The sequence below is a fragment of the Parasphingorhabdus sp. genome (assembly GCF_041748495.1).
Classification (GTDB): Bacteria; Pseudomonadota; Alphaproteobacteria; order Sphingomonadales; family Sphingomonadaceae; genus Parasphingorhabdus.
The window spans coordinates 52,921-72,150 of the sequence record NZ_JBGTDD010000092.1; the positions used below are offsets into that span (position 1 = coordinate 52,921).

Below are 19,230 nucleotides of genomic sequence, written 5' to 3' on the forward strand. Positions count from 1 at the left end.
CGATGAACTCGAAAAAGATAGTCTTGATAGTTGTTGGGTTGGCGTTCTTGGTGGCGGGAGGGCTATGGTTGCTGGTCAAGCAACAGCCAGTCAGCCGCGAGCGTGAAATAACGCTCCGAACCGAATCCTTTGCTCTTAATCTCTATCCGCCATTGCTGGCCGAAATCAATTCCAGAAGTATCTCCACGCTTCTGCATGCGCCGCTAATCCGTATGGGCGGTGATGGTCAGCTAACACCTGAGGTTGCGAGCGAATGGTCGGATGATGGTTTGACCTGGCGATTTACAATTAGACCCGGCGCTAAATTCTCCGACGGAAGTAAGTTAACAGCTGAGGATGCTGCTGCATCTATCTGCAGAACCATGCAGCCTGGAACATCATGGGCTTGGTCCCTTGGTTCGATCGCTCAATCTGCGGATGGTGACAAGGTGGAATGTGATGGCGTCACTTTTGCAGGAAATGAGCTTGTAATCAGACAAACATATGACGCGCCGTGGTTGGCAGAAGCGCTTTCAGGGCCTGCTGGATGGATCATACCTAAAACAGTTAACGCAGAGGCCAGTTATGGTGTGGTTCCCGGGGCAGGCCGTTACAAGGTAGAGCAGATTGTACCGGATTCCTTTGTGCTTCTTTCACCAGTGGATTCGGAATCTGGGTTGGCATCCGTGCGGTTTAGATATGTGGCTGATGATAATCAGGCCGCCGCGTTGATGAAAAATGAAAAATTATCAGTACTTTACCTCCAGAGTCCGCTATTGAAAATGGCTGTAAAGTCCAGCAAAGGCCAGAATTTCGAATTGAAATCACGGGCATTTGATCGCGTTCGTATTCTTGTTATCAATGAAGCCAGCCTCCGAAAAAAAGGATTTTCAGAGCAACAGATCAAGACATTTCGTGATGCGCTTGATACAAAAATTGACCGTGATCGGCTTGAAGAAATATCGGACGGGATCGCAATCGCGGATTCGCACCCACTTCCGGTTTTCGGCCAACTGGTCAGATCTTCGCCTTCCCTCTTGGATATTGAGAGTCTTCCCGATGTAAAGTTAACGGTTTTTTCCGAGCCAGATGCATTCAGTGACCAGATCGCAGCTACGCTGCCAAAAAGTGTAGGACCCGTAAAACTCGCATATCGAGGTATGGACAAGGGCTCATTTATTGGCGCTTTGGTTGGAGGTGACTTCGATATAGCCTGTGTCATACTGGAAGCTACGATGCACTCACCCAAATTCTGGGCTTCGTTCTTTGAACCTAATGGGGCCTTTGTGGCATTTGGTAAGCCGATTAACGGAACCGAAAGTATTGATTTCACTAAAGCCGAGGCAGTTTATCAACTAGACGCCCTGTTGCAGCGAGACAGCAACTGGATTCAACTATTCCGGGAGAATCGAGTTGATGCCATAGGAAATTCGATTACCGGCCTTATGTTCTCACCATCGGGGCAAGTAGATTTTGGTGCGGTGAAACTGGATACGGCTGCCGATAGATGAAACGTTTGCTAACAGGTGTTGCGGTCATATTTTCTGTGCATGCTATAACTTCATTTCTGGTAACTTTTTTGCCGAACGCAGCATCTGTCGCATTGGGTATTTTGGGGGGTAACGATGCTTCAATTGCAAACTACTGGGAATCAAGGGATCATGTCGGTTACTTTGACCGATCAATGCAACTGATGCATGCCGATCTGGGGCAAACCTTGGATAACACAAGTGTTGTCAATGAGTTAACGATGGCTTTAGCCCAAACAGGGCCCTCGTTGGTGATAGCATTATGCTTGGCATTCCTTTCGGCATTTTGGGTGTTGAAGGCCAGATCTGCGATGCGCGAGCATATTGGCACCATTTCGGATACGCTTTCATTGCTTCCGCCATTCATTGTGCCATTTATTATTGCTCCCGTTCTTTTTCTAACACCATTTGCAGGCTCCTCAATCGCAACCCAAACTGCGGTGGTAGTTTCTATTACCCTCCCACTTGCCATAATGATTACGGCAATGTTGATACGTTTCTATCACGAGACTTTGAATGAGAAGTTTTTTAACAAGCTTGCATTGAACGGACTCTCGTTGTCTGCTCTTCATCGCATTAGCCGGTTGAATGCATGGTTTCGTATATTGGCCGTTTTTGATCGGATCGTGGTAGCGGGACTGGTCGGTATCTTGCTTGCTGAACCCTTGTTTGGCGTTTCGGGCATCGGGACACTTACCGCCCGGGCAATTAGAACTTCTGATCCGAATCTGACGGTTGCAATCTCGACTGCGATTGCATCTGTTGTGATAATTGCCGGATTATTTGGCACGGTGCTTCGACCGTTGTCCTCGATCTTGATGTCACAGCAGTCACGGGCACCTTTGACAAAAAGAGCGAAATTATCTCAGTAGTGGGACAAATTGGAGAAGCTCTGAGAGCGACGGACGAGTTCGACCGGAACTTGTTAATTTCGACGATAGATTCAGTATTCACATCGTATTGGCAGGCTACTGTCATATCTATGGTGGCGATTGCGATGCCCCTGCTGATTGCCGGTATAGCGACCGCCGAAAGATCTGGCTGGGCGCGCTGGATAGCTTACGGCATAACCCGCATATTGGACACTATCCCGCTTTTTCTTTGGCTCGCAATCATATTCTCGGCGATCGATATTCGTGGCTTTCTCGGTCAGTCAATAGCTATGGTTCTGGTAGCTTTTCCATTCACTGTAGGAATCGTACTCGAGCGATTTCAGGAAATCTCAAACTTTCCTTTTGTGCAAAATGCGCGATCATCAGGAATGTCTTTATATAAGCGCCTTTTTTGGTTCGTGGTACCGAATGGGATATCTTCGGTTTATTATCCCGCCGTTGTCATATTTGGTTTAAGTCTCACGTTCGATGCTATTCTGGGCATCATGGGACTGGCGGATCGTTCTACTCCCTCTATTGGCACGCTTCTGTGGCGGGCCAAGGAACGTGCCTCCGTTGATCCAATTCTTTCGGTTTACGCGCTCGCGACACTAGCTTTGACGATCATGCTTTTTATTATTTTGAAGCGGTTGAACAACGCTGAAAAATGGCAAAAAGTTCGAGTTGATGCGCGCTATGTATCCGAGACTGAAGGTAACTTGTCACTGGATTTATTGGAATTTCATCACGAATGTGTCGGCATATTTGGTCCTTCAGGTATCGGGAAAACGACTCTTATTGAGTCTATTGCCCGCGCTTCCGTTGCGAAAAATAGTGAAAAGATATTGTCGTATCTGCCACAAAATCCACGTGATTTGTTTCCATCACAGTTAAGCGTAGAATCATTAATTGATACGATTGCTGCAGGTTTGGCGGATGCCAGTGCTTACAAAAACCGCTGTCGGATGATGCTCAAAAAACTGAGACTAGAACCAGGCGAATTATTTCAAGCGCCTTCGTCTACGTTGTCAGGCGGTGAAATCCAACGAGCAGCCGCTGCGATCTTGTTGGCTAGAGAACCCGATATTTTTCTGGCGGACGAGCCATCATCTTCCCTTGATGCTGAAAACAAAGATCTATTCGCGATTTTTCTGAAGGCAACAATGGAGGCTAGTGAAAAGCTGACCATTTTGATCAGTTCCCATGATCACAAATTTATAGAAAATACTTGTGATCGGATTTTGAAATTGGACAATGGTGAACTCATTGAACAGGAATCCAAAATCGATTTCGCAAGCATCGATTTAAAAGACAATGGTGATAGTGCTGAATCTGAACCGGCGTTGGATCTTTCTATTCATCGGCACGCGGTTCGGTCTTCCGCGCTTGGAAAACGGCAGTTGCTGCTACCGAATTTTCACCATTTGTTTTGTCGCGGGAAAATATATGGTGTGAGCGGACCATCGGGCATTGGGAAGTCGACATTGCTACGCATTATAGCCGACAATGAGACAGTTACCAATGGCAGCATATCTCGTTTTACGAAAAACAATGTTAAGCCGATATGTTTGTTGATCCCTCAAGACACGCGGATGTTTTTTGACCCCAAGAGGACCATAGAAGAGTATATTAGGCTGTTAACACAGCAGGTTGGCAAAAATTTATGTATTGAAGCCCTTAAGGGTTTAATGTCGAATTTGGAGCTCAATGATTTCAGCATCATTAAGCGAAAACCCGATCAGGTATCTGGAGGTGAATTGCAGCGGATTAGCTTAGCCGTTGCTTTGTGGCTAGATCCCCAGCTGTTGTGCCTTGATGAAATTGACACCGGGGTTCCCTTTTCGACCAAGTCTACCATTTCTAAGGTAATTGAAGATTCAATCCGCGGTAGCGATAAAGTCGCTGTGATTGTTTCACATGACAGTTCCTTTTTGTCTCTGTTATCTGACGAGATTATTCCAATCGAGGGTTGATAGGTATTGCCCGCAGATCCCGAGCAATCGTTATTCTGCAGTTTTGAAACAACCCAGAATCAAAATTTATAGCGCGGTTTTGGTTTGATCTATCAGCCGCGATAAACTGGTATCCAGATCACCGGTATCGTTACCTCGTATGGATATCCTTCCCCAGAATGACTTCGCTGTAAGATCCTCCTCGAAAGCTGTTCCCGAGTCTTTCGGGCAATGGGCAAGGACTGGATCTCTTGCATGACGCAGGCCGAGATCCTGATCGGATGTTGGCGCCAGCATTACAATACGCTCCGCCCGCACAGCTCGCTGGGCTACAAACCGCCAGCTGGACACCCGCAATAACCACTCGCTTTTGGCGCACTGATGTGATTCATTGCTGGCTTGAAGGAGGGTTTTGTGATGCATCCATCGAGCCTGTTTTCGTTGTCGGATCACCTGTCGCGTTTGAGCAAAGACGGCGATCCGCTTGAAGTTCTGGATGGAACGGTTGATTTCGAGCGATTCCGCGATCTTCTGGTGGACGGTCTTGGCTACAGCAATGGCGCAAAGGGCGGCCGCCCATCATTTGATCCGGTGTCGATGTTCACGGTGCTGGTGGTTCAGGCACAGCATAATCTGTCCGATGCGCGGATGGAGTTCATGATCCGCGACCGCTTGAGCTGGATGCGTTTCTTCGGCTTCGACCTGGGCGCATCGATGCCGGATGAGAACACGATCCGGCACTATCGCAACCGGCTGACGCAGAGCGGCACCCTGGAACGGTTGATGGAGGCGTTTGACCGGCAACTGCGCGAGCAGGGCTATCTTGCCATGGGCGGACAGATCGTAGATGCACATTGGTTCCTGCCCCCAAGCAGCGTAACACCGAAGAGGAGAAGGCCGCGGTCAAGGACGGCAAGTCAGCCAATGAGATCTGGCCGGACAAGCCGCCCAAGGCACACCAGAAGGATGTCGATGCGCGCTGGACGCTCAAGATCGGCGGCAAGGTGCGTTATCGTCCTGACGGAACGCCGCTGCCGCAGATTGCCACCCCGGTGTTTGGCTACAAGTCCCATATCAGCATCGATCGGCGCTACGGGTTCATCCGCAAGGCAAAGGTGACCTCGGCCGCTCAGAGCGATGGGCGCCAACTGGCTGATGTGATCGATACGAACAACACGGCCGGTGATGTATGGGCCGATACAGCTTATCGCTCGCAAAAGAACGAGCGGTGGCTGGCGCGCAATATGCTCAGAAGCTGCATCCACCACCGCAAACCCAAGGGCAAAGCCATGCCAGAGCGCACCGCCAGAGCAAATGCGGCAAAGTCAGCAGTGCGGGCCAGGGTCGAGCATGTCTTCGCACATCAGAAAGGACGATATGGTCTGTTCATCCGCACCATCGGTCTTGCGCGTGCAGAGGCCAAACTCACACTCGCCAATCTCGCCTACAATTTTGACCGCCTGATCTTCCATGAACGACGGGCGGCCACAGGGTAGGTGCGTCTGAAATCCGCAAGAACGCCGAGAGAAAGGCGCGAAACAGGGGAAATCGCCGCTAAAAAGCGCACCAAAACTGTCAACTGAACAACACGCGGCTCACGGCGACGACAATGCGCCATCATCGCCAGTTATTGCGGGTGTCCAGCTCCAGAAACTATCTTGCCTCGCCCTGCTGGTCCGCCCTATACAGTGATCGAAAAATGGCCTGATCCTACATAAGCTGCCGTCGTCAACATTGCCTATGTCCGTCGGAAGGCAAACTGATCGTAGGCGTCAATCTCCGTATGATAATAGCGAAAGTAGAATAAGGTTGCGTTTCCCTGACATTACCTTCCTAATACTGTTAACAATAAGAGGGTTACGATAAAATTGTATCGCTTAATGACAATAGAGGCTGAGAAAGTATGACAGAGGGCTGGGGGTCTGTATTTGACAACTTTGGTCTCAAATTGGTATCAGCTACTGATATGGAAAAGCAGGCATACCTGCCCAACTTAGAACAGCGTGAGGCGATTACTGCAGCTGGCTTTTTACCGCAAAATTCAAAAAGCAATGAAACTATCGAGATGGAGGCTCTTGGAGATAGCCAATCCAGACTTGCTGTCTCATATTACAACTCTCGCCGCGTCGGTTCTGGCCGAAAAGCCGAAGTCCGAATGGGCAGGGGTATCATTGGCTGGATTACCGAGGGTGACAAAGTGGTCATTGGCAATATCGGGAACCAGCTTTTCGTCGTTAAAGCAAACGAACTGACGCCTGACGGAGCATTAAAAATACTCAACAGAAACGTTACCCAGGCATTCAAACCAAGGGCGCGGTTGCTGCAATTGCTAGGCGACCAACTTATTGGCTCATCCAAGCTCGCTGTTTTCGAACTGGTTAAAAACGCATTCGATGCTGATGCGAGCAAAGTCTCAATTACGCTAGGCGATCTTGGAACTCCAGATAGCTGGATAAGGGTCAAGGACAACGGGCAAGGGATGTCGCTGGAAACCATCAGGGATGTCTGGCTTGTGCCGGGAGATGACCACCGGGAAAAAGACCGCCACCAGAACCGGCGATCACCCATCTACAACCGCCTGCCTCTGGGCGAAAAAGGGGTTGGACGATTTGCCGTCCACAAGCTTGGGCAAAGAGTGCGCATGGTTACACGTGCAGCCGGCAGTCGCGAGTGCGTCGTTTCGATCGACTGGTCGGAACTGATGGCAAAGCGATACCTCGAAGATGCACCAGTGACGGTGACCGAACGCAAGGCCAAGATATTTAAGGGAGATGATACCGGCACTCTTATACAGATTGGTGATTTGAACCAAAAAGACTGGTCGCGGGCCGAGGTTAGGGATCTCTACCGGCAGGTAACCTCAATATCATCCCCGTTTTCCTCGAAAGCGGAAGATTTTAAAATTAAGTTCAAGGTGCCCGGATTTCAGCAATGGATTTCCGAAATGCCGAACGCTTCCGAAATACTCGACCGCGCGCCGTGGAAATTCCATTTCAGTTTTGATGGTGGGGCGCTGAGTTATACGTATGAGTTTCGCGGTGTGCCCGGTGTGAAGGTGGATAATAGAACACTTGAAGAAGTTGTGCCTTTACAGATAGCTGCCGAACGGGAACCTGACGATCTCGATATAACTACCGGTCCAAAAAAGAAGCGATCGGTTAGTGTGGTCGCGAACGAGGCGACCATTCATGGTATCGGAACCGTCAAGGGAACGCTCTACGTGTTTGACCGGGATCGAGAAATCCTGTCGCGATATTCGCAATCGCGGCTGATAGAGCGGTTTCTCGATCAGAACGGCGGCATTCGGGTCTATCGCGACAAGATCCGCATATACAATTACGGGGAACCGGGTGATGACTGGCTCGGTCTGGATCTGCGCCGGGTTAACAGCCCCTCACGCAATCTCAGCCGGAATATCGTCCTCGGACTGATCGACATTGAACTCGAGGATAGTGGGGGACTTCGGGAGAAAACCAATCGTGAGGGGTTTGTAGAAAACTCTCAGTACCGGCGCCTCCGGCAGGTCGTTCTTGGGGCCATCAGCGTTTTCGAGACCGAACGGCGCATCGACAAGCAAAAAATCAGACTGCTTACCGGCAAAGCACCCAGTGCCGATCGGGAAGTCACGGGGCCAATTGCAAAGGTTCGCACAGTGGCACGTAGCAAAGGCTTTCTACCTGACATTGATCCATCGCTGAAAAAAGTCGAAGCGGAGTTCAGGCAGCTGAGAGAAGATTTTCTTCGGGCGGGAATATCGCAGGTGGGCCTTGCTACGGTATTTCATGAGGTGGAACGGGGAATAGGAGCACTGGCGGCGGCGCTGGCTGGCGGTGTGGAGATAGCAGAGATCAAAGTCCAAGTCGGGCAACTTCAGGCCGTACTTGAAACTTCAACACAGCTGCTGCGCAAGGGTGACAAAAAATCCCATTCGCTTAGGCTGCTTGCCATGCGTGCAAGAGATCTCACGCTAGTTCGGTTCAGGGTTCACGATGTGAAACTGGTTTGCCCGATTCTCGAAGAGGGCGCTGAAGATGCCGATGCAATTTTTGCATTTGGTCTCGCCCTCGGCTCAGCCACAAACATCATTGATAACGCAATTCATTGGTTAAAAGTCGGCATACCGGATACCGGCGGAGCTGTTTCGCGAAAAATATTCATGGATGTCGTGCCCGACCATGATGGTCGCCACATCCTGCTTATCGCCGACAACGGCCCGGGATTCAGAGATGTTCCGGAGCAGCTTGTGGAGCCATTTTTCTCGCGCCGACCAGATGGCATGGGCCTCGGTTTATACTATGCGAACCTCGCGATGGGCCTGAATGATGGAGAACTCTTGTTCCCGGATATTGACGACTTCGATGTGCCTGACGAGTTCAACGGTGCAGCGGTTGCTTTGGCTTTCAAAATGGGGGGTAGTAGCTAATGTTTACGCCAGCGAGATATGTAGTTGTTGATGATAATCCCGGTGAACTGAAAAAGCTCTCGGATTGCCTGCAGGGTATAGGAGCACCTTGCCTGCCACTGCAATATGACGCTGTTCACGGGATAGATTCGGCAAAGCTAAATGGCGTCCGACTTCTGTTTCTGGACCTACATCTCACAACTGGCGGCAAAACGTCAGATATTTCGCAAGCGAGTTCCGTAATAATCGGTCTCCTTGAACAGGGAATTGAACCAAGATGCGGACCTTATGTCATCATCCTTTGGACCAGTCATGAAAACCATCGGGAAGAGTTTGAGAAATACCTTGAGAAAGGCCTTGATCCACTAAAGGCCCCACTCGCAGTACTGATCTTGGATAAGAACAAATATTTAGCTAAGGATGGGGGCAAAGCCCTCTCCGACGATATTGTTGGTTTGGTCGCTGCAAATCCCCAACTTGATGCGCTCTTGGCGTGGGAGAGGGAAGTCCTGTCGGCGGCAGGGGCCACATTAACCGAGATCAGCGGGCTCGTGACCGGCGAGGACCGGGCAGTCGGAAGGTTTTCAGGGAAGCTCGATGAAGTTTTCAGCCGTATCGCATATGAGTCTGCCGGCAAAGAGAATGCTAAACAGGATCCCTACAGCGCGGTAAACGCCGCTCTTATGCCTTTTCTTTCTGACCGAATCGCTAACCAACGTATTAGGCCACAAAGCGACGAATTATGGAAATCTGCTGTTACTAAAATTGATACCGTGGTGCCCCCGTCGTTGGTCGAAGCGGCACATTTAAACAGTATGCTGCATGTGGCGGCATCACCGAATGAAGAACTGAAAACCGGGAGTTGGGGAGCCGTAACCTTATTGCCGGAACAAGAACTTGAAGATGACGCCATGCTTGGTCGGTTCAACATGCTCGCCAAGCCAATGCCATCGCAGATCTTCTGCATTGCAAACAAGCCCGATAGAACAGCAGGACGGTTCTGTGCTCTCCGGGTGGGTGCTGAATGTGATTTTGCTCAGAGCCGCATTGGTCCGATCCCATTCGTTCTGGGGTTTATCGTTTCTGCAACTGCAGCGCGTCGGGAAGGCAGTTTGCCAAAGTCCGAAATCGTAACACCGCCATTTATTCTGGGCGGGTTCGCCGACCCCGTTATGATCATATTCAATACGCACATGCAGTTTTCTATGGTACCAAGCCAGTTTGCCGATTGGGAGCCTGTATGCAGACTGCGTGAACAGCTGCTGATACAAATAACATCTTACGGCGCTCAAAATTCAACGCGACCGTCAATTGTAAGCTTCCGCCCTCATTAGACGCTATAGTTGATGGATTACGCCTACCCGAAACTCAAATCAAATGTCATCCAGCTTTATCGGGAGTGGAAACCGGAAAAGGTGCTGATCGAGGATGCCAATAGCGGCAAGTCGCTTTATCAGGAGTTCAGAGCACAGGGTCCATTCAAGCCCATTATGATCCCGCCTCGAGGGGATAAGGTCGAAAGAGTCAACGGTTGCCTCGGTGAGATTGAGGCCGGCCATATGCTGCTTCCTCAAGATGCGCCGTGGCTCGATACATTGTGCTCTGAACTTCGTGCATTTCCCGATGGCCGCCATGATGACCAAGTCGATAGCCTGTCCCAGTTTATCAATTGGCAGCTACCCAACTGGAGAAGGTTGCTGGAGGAACGAACATCTACTGGCAGGCTCAAGCGCGTTATCCGGGATCGCAAAAGACCTTGGTGAGAACGTCCAAGATTTGTCTGGCAGGTATTCGGCATTCATCCTCGCCGCAGGATGATATAGCGATCCGGTTGACGGGCTCTGACCCCGTTTTTAAACTCCCGCTTTCCAGTGGACCGGTTTCGCGATAGCCTCCGACCCTATGCCAGGCATTGAAACGATCGAACAGCTGAAAGAGCTTCTGGAAGAGCAGGGCGTTCGCACGGCCTGGATAAAACACCTTTCGCCAAAGCAGGACAATGAGAAGAATCAGATATATCTGGGCGGCGGGCTGGACGGGGTCACCAATATCTTCCCGGCTACCATACATGCCCGTTCGCCTTCTGAAAGCACGACAAAGCGAAGATCAAAAACCGGTAAGCCCAAACTGGAGGCACGTCTCGATTTCGCCTGGTTGAGCCCGGATGGCAATCGCCATGATGCTCCCGGTACGACGATCATCGACTATTTCCAGTACCCTGAAGTGCGGATGTCGGGATTTCTAAAAGGCTGTGATGACCCTCCCGATGCTCTCCGCCGTGATCATCAGGCACAATATGGCAGGCGTATTCTGGTCATGGGGACCGCCAGAGATGGCAAGGTTGTGGGCCTGGTTCTCACAGAGCAGAATGACCCGCTTGTTGCGAACTTTCCGGATCTGCCGCTGGCCGGAGGACGAGGTGTCCTTCATATTCTCTCGATTGACGGCGAAGCGGGCAAGAATCCCGCTGAACTTATTAGGCAGGAGATCGAGGCTATAGTGTCGGGCGGCTGGTACAGTTCACGGATCAAGAAAGGCGACACAATTGAACCGTTCAAGGGATCACAGGGAGGGGGATACACCCTGGAAGCCCTGCTTGGCGTTGCGGCAAACGGTGACAAAAAGCCTGATAAGCATGGCTACGAGATCAAGGGCTACTCGGGGAGCAGGATAAGCTTGATGACGCCGGTTCCGGATTATGGCCATCAGGGTCTTCATACCTTCCGGGAATTTATGGAGCAATATGGCCTGCCGGGACAAAAAGGCGATGGTTCCCTGAGATTCACCGGCCTGTATCGCTCCGGAAAACCAAACGCAAAGACAGGCTTTGTTTTACGTGTGGCTGGCTATGACCGGGTCAAGGACAGCTTCGGTGATATTGATGATATCGGTGTTGAACTCTTTGATCCGGGAAAGGGCGCGGTAGTGGCAGGCTGGTCGGTTGAAAAAATGGCTAACTGCTGGAACGCGAAGCATGCCAACGCCCTGTATCTCAAATTTGAAAACCGCGATGGCAGAGAAGGGGTAAAGGACTACCGCTATGCCTCTGACTGGGTAACAGGATCGGGCACGGACGTCTGGAAACTCCTGCGTGCAATCGACAGCGGACTGGTGTTTCATGACCCTGCTCACACGATATATTCAGACGGAAAAGCAAAGGTAAGGCCGCAGTGGCGAATCAATGCACGTGACTTACCAGAAGCGATGCGCGTTCTCTATTCTTCGTCGGAAATGCACACAGTCTCGTCACCGCCCACGGACAATCTCGACGCGTTGCCATCCAGAAATTCAGAACAACGGGAGAGCACTGCTTCGAAAGGCAATCTTTCTTTCCCTTTCATCTGACATTCCCAGACATCGCAAACGCGCCAACCCGCCTCAGCAAGCTCTGCTCGGACTTTCCGATCACGCCTGATATTGTTTGCAATCTTGTCATACCAGAATTTCTCGCGGCTTTGGGGCCATTTGAACAGATGGCAATCATGGCCGTGCCAGAAGCATCCGTTGACGAATATAACTGCCTTGCGGGATGCAAAAACCAGATCCGGTTTCCCGGGCAGGCTTTTGCCGTGAAGGCGATATCGGTAGCCGAGTTTGAAAAGACCGCTGCGTATCAGAAGTTCCGGTTTCGTGTTCTTCGCGCCGATACCGGCCATCATGCGGCTTCGAACTGCGGGGCTTACAATATCAGGCAAGAACCGCCTGACTTCTGGCATTGCGGGATTTCTGATCTTCCGCCACCGCTTTGAGGATTGAGGGCTCCATATATCTGGCGATCGCCTCCACAACCGGCACTACGACTGCGTTCCCGAACTGGCGATAGGCCTGCGTATCCGATACCGGGATCTCCCATTTCCGGGTTTCGTTTTCAAATCCCATAAGCCGGGCGCATTCGGTCGGGGTCAGGCGCCTGGGACGGGTACCCTTCTGTTCGATCAGTATCTCTGAACCATCCTTGTGATATCTGGCGGACAGAGTGCGCGCGACGTCATCCGGGCCGTGGACCGTGAATCCGAACCCGTTGCCGGCGGCCTCATGCTTCTTCCGGTAGGCCTGCAGATATTTCCAGAGGTTAGGCGTCAGCGTATATTTGCTGTCGATCTCGTTGTGGGATTGCAGAATCGCATCCAGTGTCGGCCATTCGCTGCGATCGGGAAGGGTTTTCATAAACCCGTCAAAACTGAAGCCTGCATCCTTTCTGAATCCGGCAATAAATATGCGTTCACGTTTCTGCGGGACAAACGGCGCCGAGCTGATGGTTTCGAAGCTGATGGTATATCCCAGTTCCTCTTCCAGCGTTCTGCGGATGACTTCAAATGTCCGGCCCTTGTCATGGCTCCTGAGATTTTTGACATTTTCCAGCAAAAAAACCGCCGGTTTGTGGTGTTTGATGATGTTCGCGAGGTAGAAAAACAGGTTCCCCTGTTTCTCATCATCAAATCCGTGCTTGCGTCCAAGCGAGTTCTTTTTGGAAACTCCGGCAAGTGAAAATGGCTGGCATGGAAAGCCTGCAAGCAGAACCTCATGCTCCGGGACCAGTGCCGGATCATCGCCATAAGGCTTGATGTCGCCAGCAAAAATATGATCATCCCCATCAGGGAAGTTTCGCAAATATGTTTTTTGCGAAAAACGGTCCCACTCGCTGGTGAACACACATTTTCCGCCAATTGCTTCAAAGCCAAGTCTGAATCCGCCGATACCTGCGAAAAGGTCGATGAACCGGAATGCAGGCTTGCCTTTCTTTCTGGGTGTTTTGCTGCGGGCAATTTGACGTACCCGGTCCGCCACCAGTTTGGGCGGCTCATTTTTGCCAGCAAGAAAGCGCTTTATCTGGCGGGAAGAATATCCCAGTTCCTGCTCAGCTTCTTCCAGATCCATTCCTGATTTTTCGAAATCGTGGACAAAGGACTGGGTTTCTTGAAGCATGTAATTTTCTCCCGGAGCGCACCGCTGAACGATCCGGGTGCATATATGACGCGATGGCATAAAGATTCCCGGAGCGCAAGTTTGTTCTTGTTATGTTTTCAGACTGGACTTGCGCCACAAAGGAAGCATTGCTGTTCTTGTAACTGGAAGCGACCAATCGGTCGCAATCAGCCCTGAACGCGCAAGTTTCAGGGCTTTGGGTGGTGGGAGGCCAGCATGGTGTTGGCCTTCAATTACAAAGGAACTACCCATGACGAGTACATCTGAGGCAACCGCTATCAAACATCCGGAAAAAGGTTCAAGAGCCGCCCAGTTGGTTGCCATGCTCGCCCGCAAACAGGGTGCAACGCTGGAGGACATCACGAAGGCAACCGCCTGGAAACCACATAGCGCTCGTGCCGCCCTGACCGGTTTGCGGAAGCGCGGCTATGAGATTGAAAGCGACAAACCCGATGGTGGCTCTCGTACCTATCGCATTGAGGCAGCCTGATATGGATAATCTTGAACAACGCATCGCGTCGTTGCAGTCCATGCCAAAAAAGCAGCTGCGGGTCGAATGGCAACATGCCTATCGATCTCCAGCGCCGGATGTCAGTTCGGGCATGCTGCGCCTTGGCATTGCTTACAGATTGCAGGAGCAAGTTATCGGCGGCTTGTCACCAGCGAGCATCGCCAAACTAAGAAGGCTTGCAAAGAAGGGCAGGGGTGGTCCCCGGTCGCCTGATCAACTTAAACCCGGTACGCGCCTCGTGCGCAGCTGGAATGGCCGGACACTGGTTGTCCTGGTGACGGGTGAGGGTTTTGTGATGGGTGATAAACATTATCGATCCTTGAGCGAAATCGCCCGCGAGGTCACCGGGGCCCACTGGTCAGGCCCCCGGTTCTTTGGCCTTACCGGAAGGCCGGCGGCATGAGGGAAGAGACGAGAAAAAACCGCCGCTGCGCAATCTATACCCGCAAGTCGACCGAAGAGGGTCTGGATCAGGAATTTAACAGTCTGGATGCCCAGCGAGAGGCATGCCGCGCCTATGTCATGAGCCAGACCCATGAAGGCTGGTCACTCGATGAAACCATATACGATGATGGAGGATTCAGCGGCGGCAATATGGAGAGGCCCGCATTGACGGCGCTCATGGCCGAAGTGAAGGCAGGACGCATTGACATAATAGTTGTCTACAAGGTTGATCGCCTCACCCGCTCACTAGCCGACTTCGCCAAGATCGTAGATGTGATGGATGATGCTGATGCCAGCTTTGTCAGTGTTACCCAATCGTTCAACACCACCACCAGCATGGGGCGTTTAACACTGAACGTGCTTCTCTCCTTTGCGCAGTTTGAACGAGAGGTAACTTCAGAGAGGATCCGCGACAAGATCGCGGCATCCAAGAAGAAGGGCATGTGGATGGGCGGACCGGTGCCTCTGGGATATCGATTGGAAGACCGGAAGCTCTATGTGGAGCCTGCAGAAGCCAAAACCGTCACCCGCATATTCGAGGTATATCTGGAGTCTGGCTCGATGGCCGCGGCAACGGAGAAACTGGAAGAGCTTGGTATAAAGACCAAACAGCGCACATATCGAACAGGCCAGAGCGTTGGCGGGGTGCCATTTACGCGAGGCGGGCTTCAGCATCTGTTGCGCAATGCCATTTATCGTGGACAGATTGTCCACAAAGAAAAAATCTGGCCCGGCGAGCATGACGCTATAATTGATGAAGAGCTCTGGCAGAAGGTTCAGGATCGTTTTGATAGCAATGACAATGGTGGCAACCAGGGTTTGCGGGCTAAATCACCTTCGTTATTGGGCGGTCTTCTTGCCGATGAACATGGCCGCAGGCTTGTTCCCAATCATGCGACCAAGGGTAACAGGCGATATCGTTATTATGTCACCGGATCTGAAGAGAATGTAACAATCGACAGGCCGCGGATGCGGATACCGGCACATGACCTGGAAAGTGCCGTGATCGAACGGTTGCGGAAATTTTTGACGACTTCGGCAGAACTCGGGCAGTATTTTGATCCGACGGATCTGTCATTCTGCATCTTGCAGGGACGATCACTCTTGGCGCGCCTGGACACTGTCGATGCCTTCATGACAAAATCCGCAATTGGAGAATTGGTCGATGGTATTGTTGTGGCGACTGACAAACTTCAGATCAGATTGAAAACTGAGACAGAGCTCGGCGAGGCGATTGCCGATGTATGTCTCGACATGAGCGCTGTTCGTATTCGGAGTGGAGGCGAAACCAGGCTGGTGATCGGGGACGGCGGGGGCGCTGAGTTTGTTGATGACAAACTCTCTTTGTTGTTGGCCGAAGCTTTTGAGGTGCGTGAGCAGATTGTTGGTGGGCGAACCATCGCGGAAATCGCGGTCGAAAAGGAACAGACGCCACAATGGATCGGAAAACTGGTTCGTATTGGTTGGTTGCCACCGAAGCTTGTTGAGCAAGTGCTGGATGGGAGCAAGGCTGCTTGTGTGACGCGGCGCAGGATTAGTCAGACCTCGTTTCGACCCGTTGTTTGGAAGCAACAAATGGCGGAAGTGCTTGATTGGTAGTGTTTCGATTCGATCGCTATAGCGGGCCTTTAATTCTGAAATGTTAGCCGTGGCGGTTGATCCCGATTCAAAGCATTTGGCCGAATGGCGCAGATTGAGAGCCCAGACATCACTCGAACCAACTCCTTTCCTTTCCGAGTTAATATTCTCGCCTGGTTACCTCAAAATGTTCTTCGATCTCCTCAAAAGAAATCGGCTCTGCATTGGTACCAATTCTCGTATACAGTTGAGCATAACTTCCGCAGTCCTTCTTCAGAAAGGTAAGTTTTTCTGACCTCGCAATTCTCAATAATACAATTGGTTTACTTTCCAACTCTGTATATTCTAATTGCACTAGCGAAAGAACACTTCTTGGTTTTGTAAAATTCTTATCAATAATCTGTTTGATCAGTAAATCTGCTTTATCTTGTTTTGAACCATCTGTCTGAAAGGTATCAAGATCATCTGCGCAGCCGCAAACAAAATGGTCATTCTGAACGCCAATTATTATCGTACCACCGTCTCTGTTTATAAAAGCGCAAATTTCTTGAGCTAATTTGATCGCTAGCTTTTCTGAAATGCAATCAGAAATTGGGAGGCCGGGGTTAAATTCTTTTTTCTTTGTATCGATGCGAATTGAAGACTTAAGTTCGACATCGTACCTTTCGCCTCCAGTATCGAGAAGATCCTGTATTTCAACGATAAGGTCTTCACTCTTTCTCTTTGCCTTAAGTGTTCGGGCTGTATCTAGGCTTCCTTCTGCCTCAAATTCAGGATCAAGAGAGATTTCATATTTTTCCAGAACATCCAAAATATGCCTTACACCCCTGAGTGTGCCTGGATCGAAATCATACTCTTGGAGAAGCTCATTTAGAGTACATGTTATTGGTCTTTTGCCAGCCTCGACAACGGACTCACTCGCCATCAAGTTAGGCATTGCCAATTACACCCGCATCAACCGGTTGATTTCATCTATCAGGAGAAGGGCTCTCCTTTCCAAAAAGGCGCCGACTTGATCCGGTCCCCTTTGGAGCAGATTTACGCATTCGTTATCTACAAAATACTGACCCAATATCTTTAGATGTTCCGCACTTTGCAAATCCAATGTCTCAAAGGCCGTCTGAGGAGCCATCGTATTCCATTTTTTGTTCGACTTTGATGCCATAGGGATAAGATTTGCTGGTGAATCAACCCAATTTTCATGGTCTTTGCTAGTTCTTAAATAGGCTTTGTTTACTGCGGTTACGTTGTCATGACACCACGCCCTAGGAAGTATGTGATGAAGGTCATGCGATGAGGTGATGTGTGAAATGTCCTGACTTGGCTCGACCAAGTCTTTGTCCGCTCTTGTGTGGAGTAAAAGAACCCCTCCTGACTGTAACGCACCTCGGACGTTTCCATCTTTGATAGCCTCTTCAATTGCTTCATCTATTGCTACCTTCGAACCCATCTGCGGCAAATCTCTAAGAAACTTCTCAGCATCGGCTGACCATTTTTGATCATTTGGATTGGCAGAGGTTGTTTGTAGGAATGCCTTGAATGACGTGATGTCGGAACTAACTCGCGTTAAAAACCCCTGATCATATCTCTTTGAAAACGTATTACGCCAGAAAAAGGCTCTAAATAGACGATCAAGATGCCCTTTGGTCCAATTGGTACTCTCGTCTGAATCGAACTTCAAATACCATCTAAGAGCGATATAAACATTAAATATCCCGGGGTAAGGGCAGTCCGCGAGGCTAAACCTTCCCCCGGCCACTGCTATCTGGAAATCCAGAAAACACTGGGCAACAAAATTCTTCTCTGCGAAGAAATCCTTCCAACTCGCGCTCGAAATGGCAAGAAGATCGCTTGACTTTATTGACGATATTTTTTGCTCGGCGCGGCCGTTGACGGCTCTAGGGCTGTGTTTTTTTGACAGGGCAATTTGAATTCCTGCCACATTCTGAGCGATGAATTCGGGACGACGCGTAGATGTTGACCAACCTTGAAGGCCGTCCAGCTCTGACAAATAATCTATTTCTTCTCGCAAAAGGACTGGGTTTAATTCTTCGGCAGTCTCGGCATATATAGATGCATGTATAAGATCAACGGTTGATACTTTTGTTCCTGTAGTATTTAGAACTTCAAAAATGTCACAAATATCACCCAGCGTCTCTTTTTTAGGAACAATATATACCGCTAGTTTAGATTTACTTATACCATCATGCGCCGCTTGAAGAACCTCCTGTCTCTTTGCAATGACGCTTTCTGGCGGAAGCGCTTCCCCAGGATAGTTTGCTGCGTTTTCGATGGCCCCGGCAAGCTTAAAAAAATACTGACTTAGCTTTTCGAAACTTTCTAATTCGAGAGGAAATAAGGCGTGTTGAACGTATGAAGGAAGGCTATCTAAGGAGAGTTTAGCAATTTCTTTCTTTGAAAGATACTGTACTCGATCCTGCATATCATCGTAGTCTACGTTCAAAAAATACGACCCAGAGTTTCGATAACCACCCGATTGTGCACGGAGCCCCCCGAAAGCCATCGCAATTGATGTAGACCTTTGTTTGCCGTCAAGGATTGCATAATACCTACCTGGCCTATCTTCTTTATTGCCGAAATACCGAGGTCCAGACTTACCTAAGTTATTATCCCAATCATTAATCGAAATATGTTCCAGTGGTAGCTCACTTTTATCTTCCTGTTGCCAAATGGTCGCCATTCCAATTGGTTTTGAATCAATAATTGAGTTTATAAGTCCAATTATTTGTGCGTTGGACCAAACGAAGTCTCTCTGAAATTCTGGAGTTAACCATTCACCGGAATGGAGATTGGAGAGTAACTCGGCAATAGTAATGGCTTTAACTTCGATTGATGACATTAGTTTAGTGCCTATCCCGTATATTGAGGTATTCTCATGCTTGTTCAAGTTGCATCCGTCAAGATTGGACTCAGACCTAAGTGTCTGACCCGAAATTAAGTTGAGTGGTATCAGTAGTTTAGCTTGACGCTCTATCTGATCGTTGATTCAGCGGTTTTGCAACGAACCAAAGGAAAT

At 49.9% G+C, this 19,230-nt stretch carries 14 protein-coding genes and 2 pseudogenes; 12 read left to right on the forward strand and 4 right to left on the reverse strand.

Annotated elements, in window-relative coordinates; all coding sequences use genetic code 11:
* Nucleotides 1-2: 2 nt before the first annotated feature.
* From ACEW8J_RS07620 to ACEW8J_RS07660, 9 genes and pseudogenes are all read left to right on the forward strand, one after another.
* Nucleotides 3-1,490: an ABC transporter substrate-binding protein gene (locus tag ACEW8J_RS07620; protein WP_373491042.1), complete on the forward strand. Its 1,488-nt coding sequence runs from the start codon at nucleotides 3-5 to the stop codon at nucleotides 1,488-1,490.
* Nucleotides 1,487-2,380 (forward strand): hypothetical protein, encoded by an 894-nt coding sequence (locus ACEW8J_RS07625; RefSeq protein ID WP_373491043.1) that lies wholly within the window; start codon nucleotides 1,487-1,489, stop codon nucleotides 2,378-2,380. Before ACEW8J_RS07620 ends, ACEW8J_RS07625 begins: the two co-directional genes overlap by 4 nt.
* Before the next feature lie 125 nt (nucleotides 2,381-2,505).
* Entirely contained in the window at nucleotides 2,506-4,353 is a 1,848-nt protein-coding gene (locus ACEW8J_RS07630; RefSeq protein ID WP_373491044.1) for an ATP-binding cassette domain-containing protein, read from the forward strand.
* A 225-nt stretch (nucleotides 4,354-4,578) separates the two neighbouring features.
* Nucleotides 4,579-4,692, forward strand: a complete 114-nt coding sequence (locus tag ACEW8J_RS07635) for an integrase core domain-containing protein (protein ID WP_373491073.1) — start codon at nucleotides 4,579-4,581, stop codon at nucleotides 4,690-4,692.
* 57 nt (nucleotides 4,693-4,749) lie between these two features.
* Nucleotides 4,750-5,828: pseudogene (locus ACEW8J_RS07640) on the forward strand (transposase).
* Nucleotides 5,829-6,235: 407 nt separating this feature from the next.
* A complete protein-coding gene (locus ACEW8J_RS07645; protein ID WP_373491045.1) occupies nucleotides 6,236-8,755 on the forward strand; it encodes an ATP-binding protein in 2,520 nt (839 codons plus the stop codon).
* Nucleotides 8,755-10,068, forward strand: coding sequence for a hypothetical protein (locus ACEW8J_RS07650; RefSeq protein WP_373491046.1), 1,314 nt, complete (start codon nucleotides 8,755-8,757; stop codon nucleotides 10,066-10,068). Before ACEW8J_RS07645 ends, ACEW8J_RS07650 begins: the two co-directional genes overlap by 1 nt.
* Before the next feature lie 12 nt (nucleotides 10,069-10,080).
* Nucleotides 10,081-10,497 (forward strand): phage terminase large subunit, encoded by a 417-nt coding sequence (gene terL, locus ACEW8J_RS07655; RefSeq protein WP_373491047.1) that lies wholly within the window; start codon nucleotides 10,081-10,083, stop codon nucleotides 10,495-10,497.
* Nucleotides 10,498-10,636: 139 nt separating this feature from the next.
* Nucleotides 10,637-12,079: an MvaI/BcnI family restriction endonuclease gene (locus ACEW8J_RS07660; RefSeq protein WP_373491048.1), complete on the forward strand. Its 1,443-nt coding sequence runs from the start codon at nucleotides 10,637-10,639 to the stop codon at nucleotides 12,077-12,079.
* 56 nt (nucleotides 12,080-12,135) lie between these two features.
* Here ACEW8J_RS07660 and ACEW8J_RS07665 read toward each other — a convergent pair.
* Together ACEW8J_RS07665 and dcm are read right to left on the reverse strand one after the other, a co-directional pair.
* Nucleotides 12,136-12,450, reverse strand: a pseudogene (locus ACEW8J_RS07665) (very short patch repair endonuclease); the annotation flags it as partial.
* Nucleotides 12,422-13,660, reverse strand: coding sequence for a DNA (cytosine-5-)-methyltransferase (gene dcm, locus ACEW8J_RS07670; protein WP_373491049.1), 1,239 nt, complete (start codon nucleotides 13,658-13,660; stop codon nucleotides 12,422-12,424). The gene dcm and the pseudogene ACEW8J_RS07665, both read right to left, overlap by 29 nt.
* 250 nt (nucleotides 13,661-13,910) lie before the next feature.
* On the opposite strand from dcm, the gene ACEW8J_RS07675 reads away from it, so the two are divergent.
* The 3 genes from ACEW8J_RS07675 to ACEW8J_RS07685 are packed head-to-tail and all read left to right on the forward strand — an operon-like array spanning nucleotide 13,911 to nucleotide 16,214.
* Nucleotides 13,911-14,150, forward strand: coding sequence for a DUF3489 domain-containing protein (locus ACEW8J_RS07675; protein WP_373491050.1), 240 nt, complete (start codon nucleotides 13,911-13,913; stop codon nucleotides 14,148-14,150).
* Between the two features lies 1 nt (nucleotide 14,151).
* Nucleotides 14,152-14,574, forward strand: coding sequence for a DUF2924 domain-containing protein (locus tag ACEW8J_RS07680; protein ID WP_373491051.1), 423 nt, complete (start codon nucleotides 14,152-14,154; stop codon nucleotides 14,572-14,574).
* Nucleotides 14,571-16,214, forward strand: a complete 1,644-nt coding sequence (locus tag ACEW8J_RS07685) for a recombinase family protein (RefSeq protein ID WP_373491052.1) — start codon at nucleotides 14,571-14,573, stop codon at nucleotides 16,212-16,214. The genes ACEW8J_RS07680 and ACEW8J_RS07685 overlap by 4 nt, the downstream gene beginning before the upstream one ends.
* Nucleotides 16,215-16,353: 139 nt before the next feature.
* On the opposite strand, the gene ACEW8J_RS07690 is transcribed toward ACEW8J_RS07685, so the two are convergent.
* Nucleotides 16,354-17,118, reverse strand: coding sequence for a helix-turn-helix domain-containing protein (locus ACEW8J_RS07690; RefSeq protein ID WP_373491053.1), 765 nt, complete (start codon nucleotides 17,116-17,118; stop codon nucleotides 16,354-16,356).
* 18 nt (nucleotides 17,119-17,136) lie between these two features.
* Nucleotides 17,137-19,053: a DUF262 domain-containing protein gene (locus ACEW8J_RS07695; protein WP_373491054.1), complete on the reverse strand. Its 1,917-nt coding sequence runs from the start codon at nucleotides 19,051-19,053 to the stop codon at nucleotides 17,137-17,139.
* Between the last annotated feature and the right edge of the window lie 177 nt (nucleotides 19,054-19,230).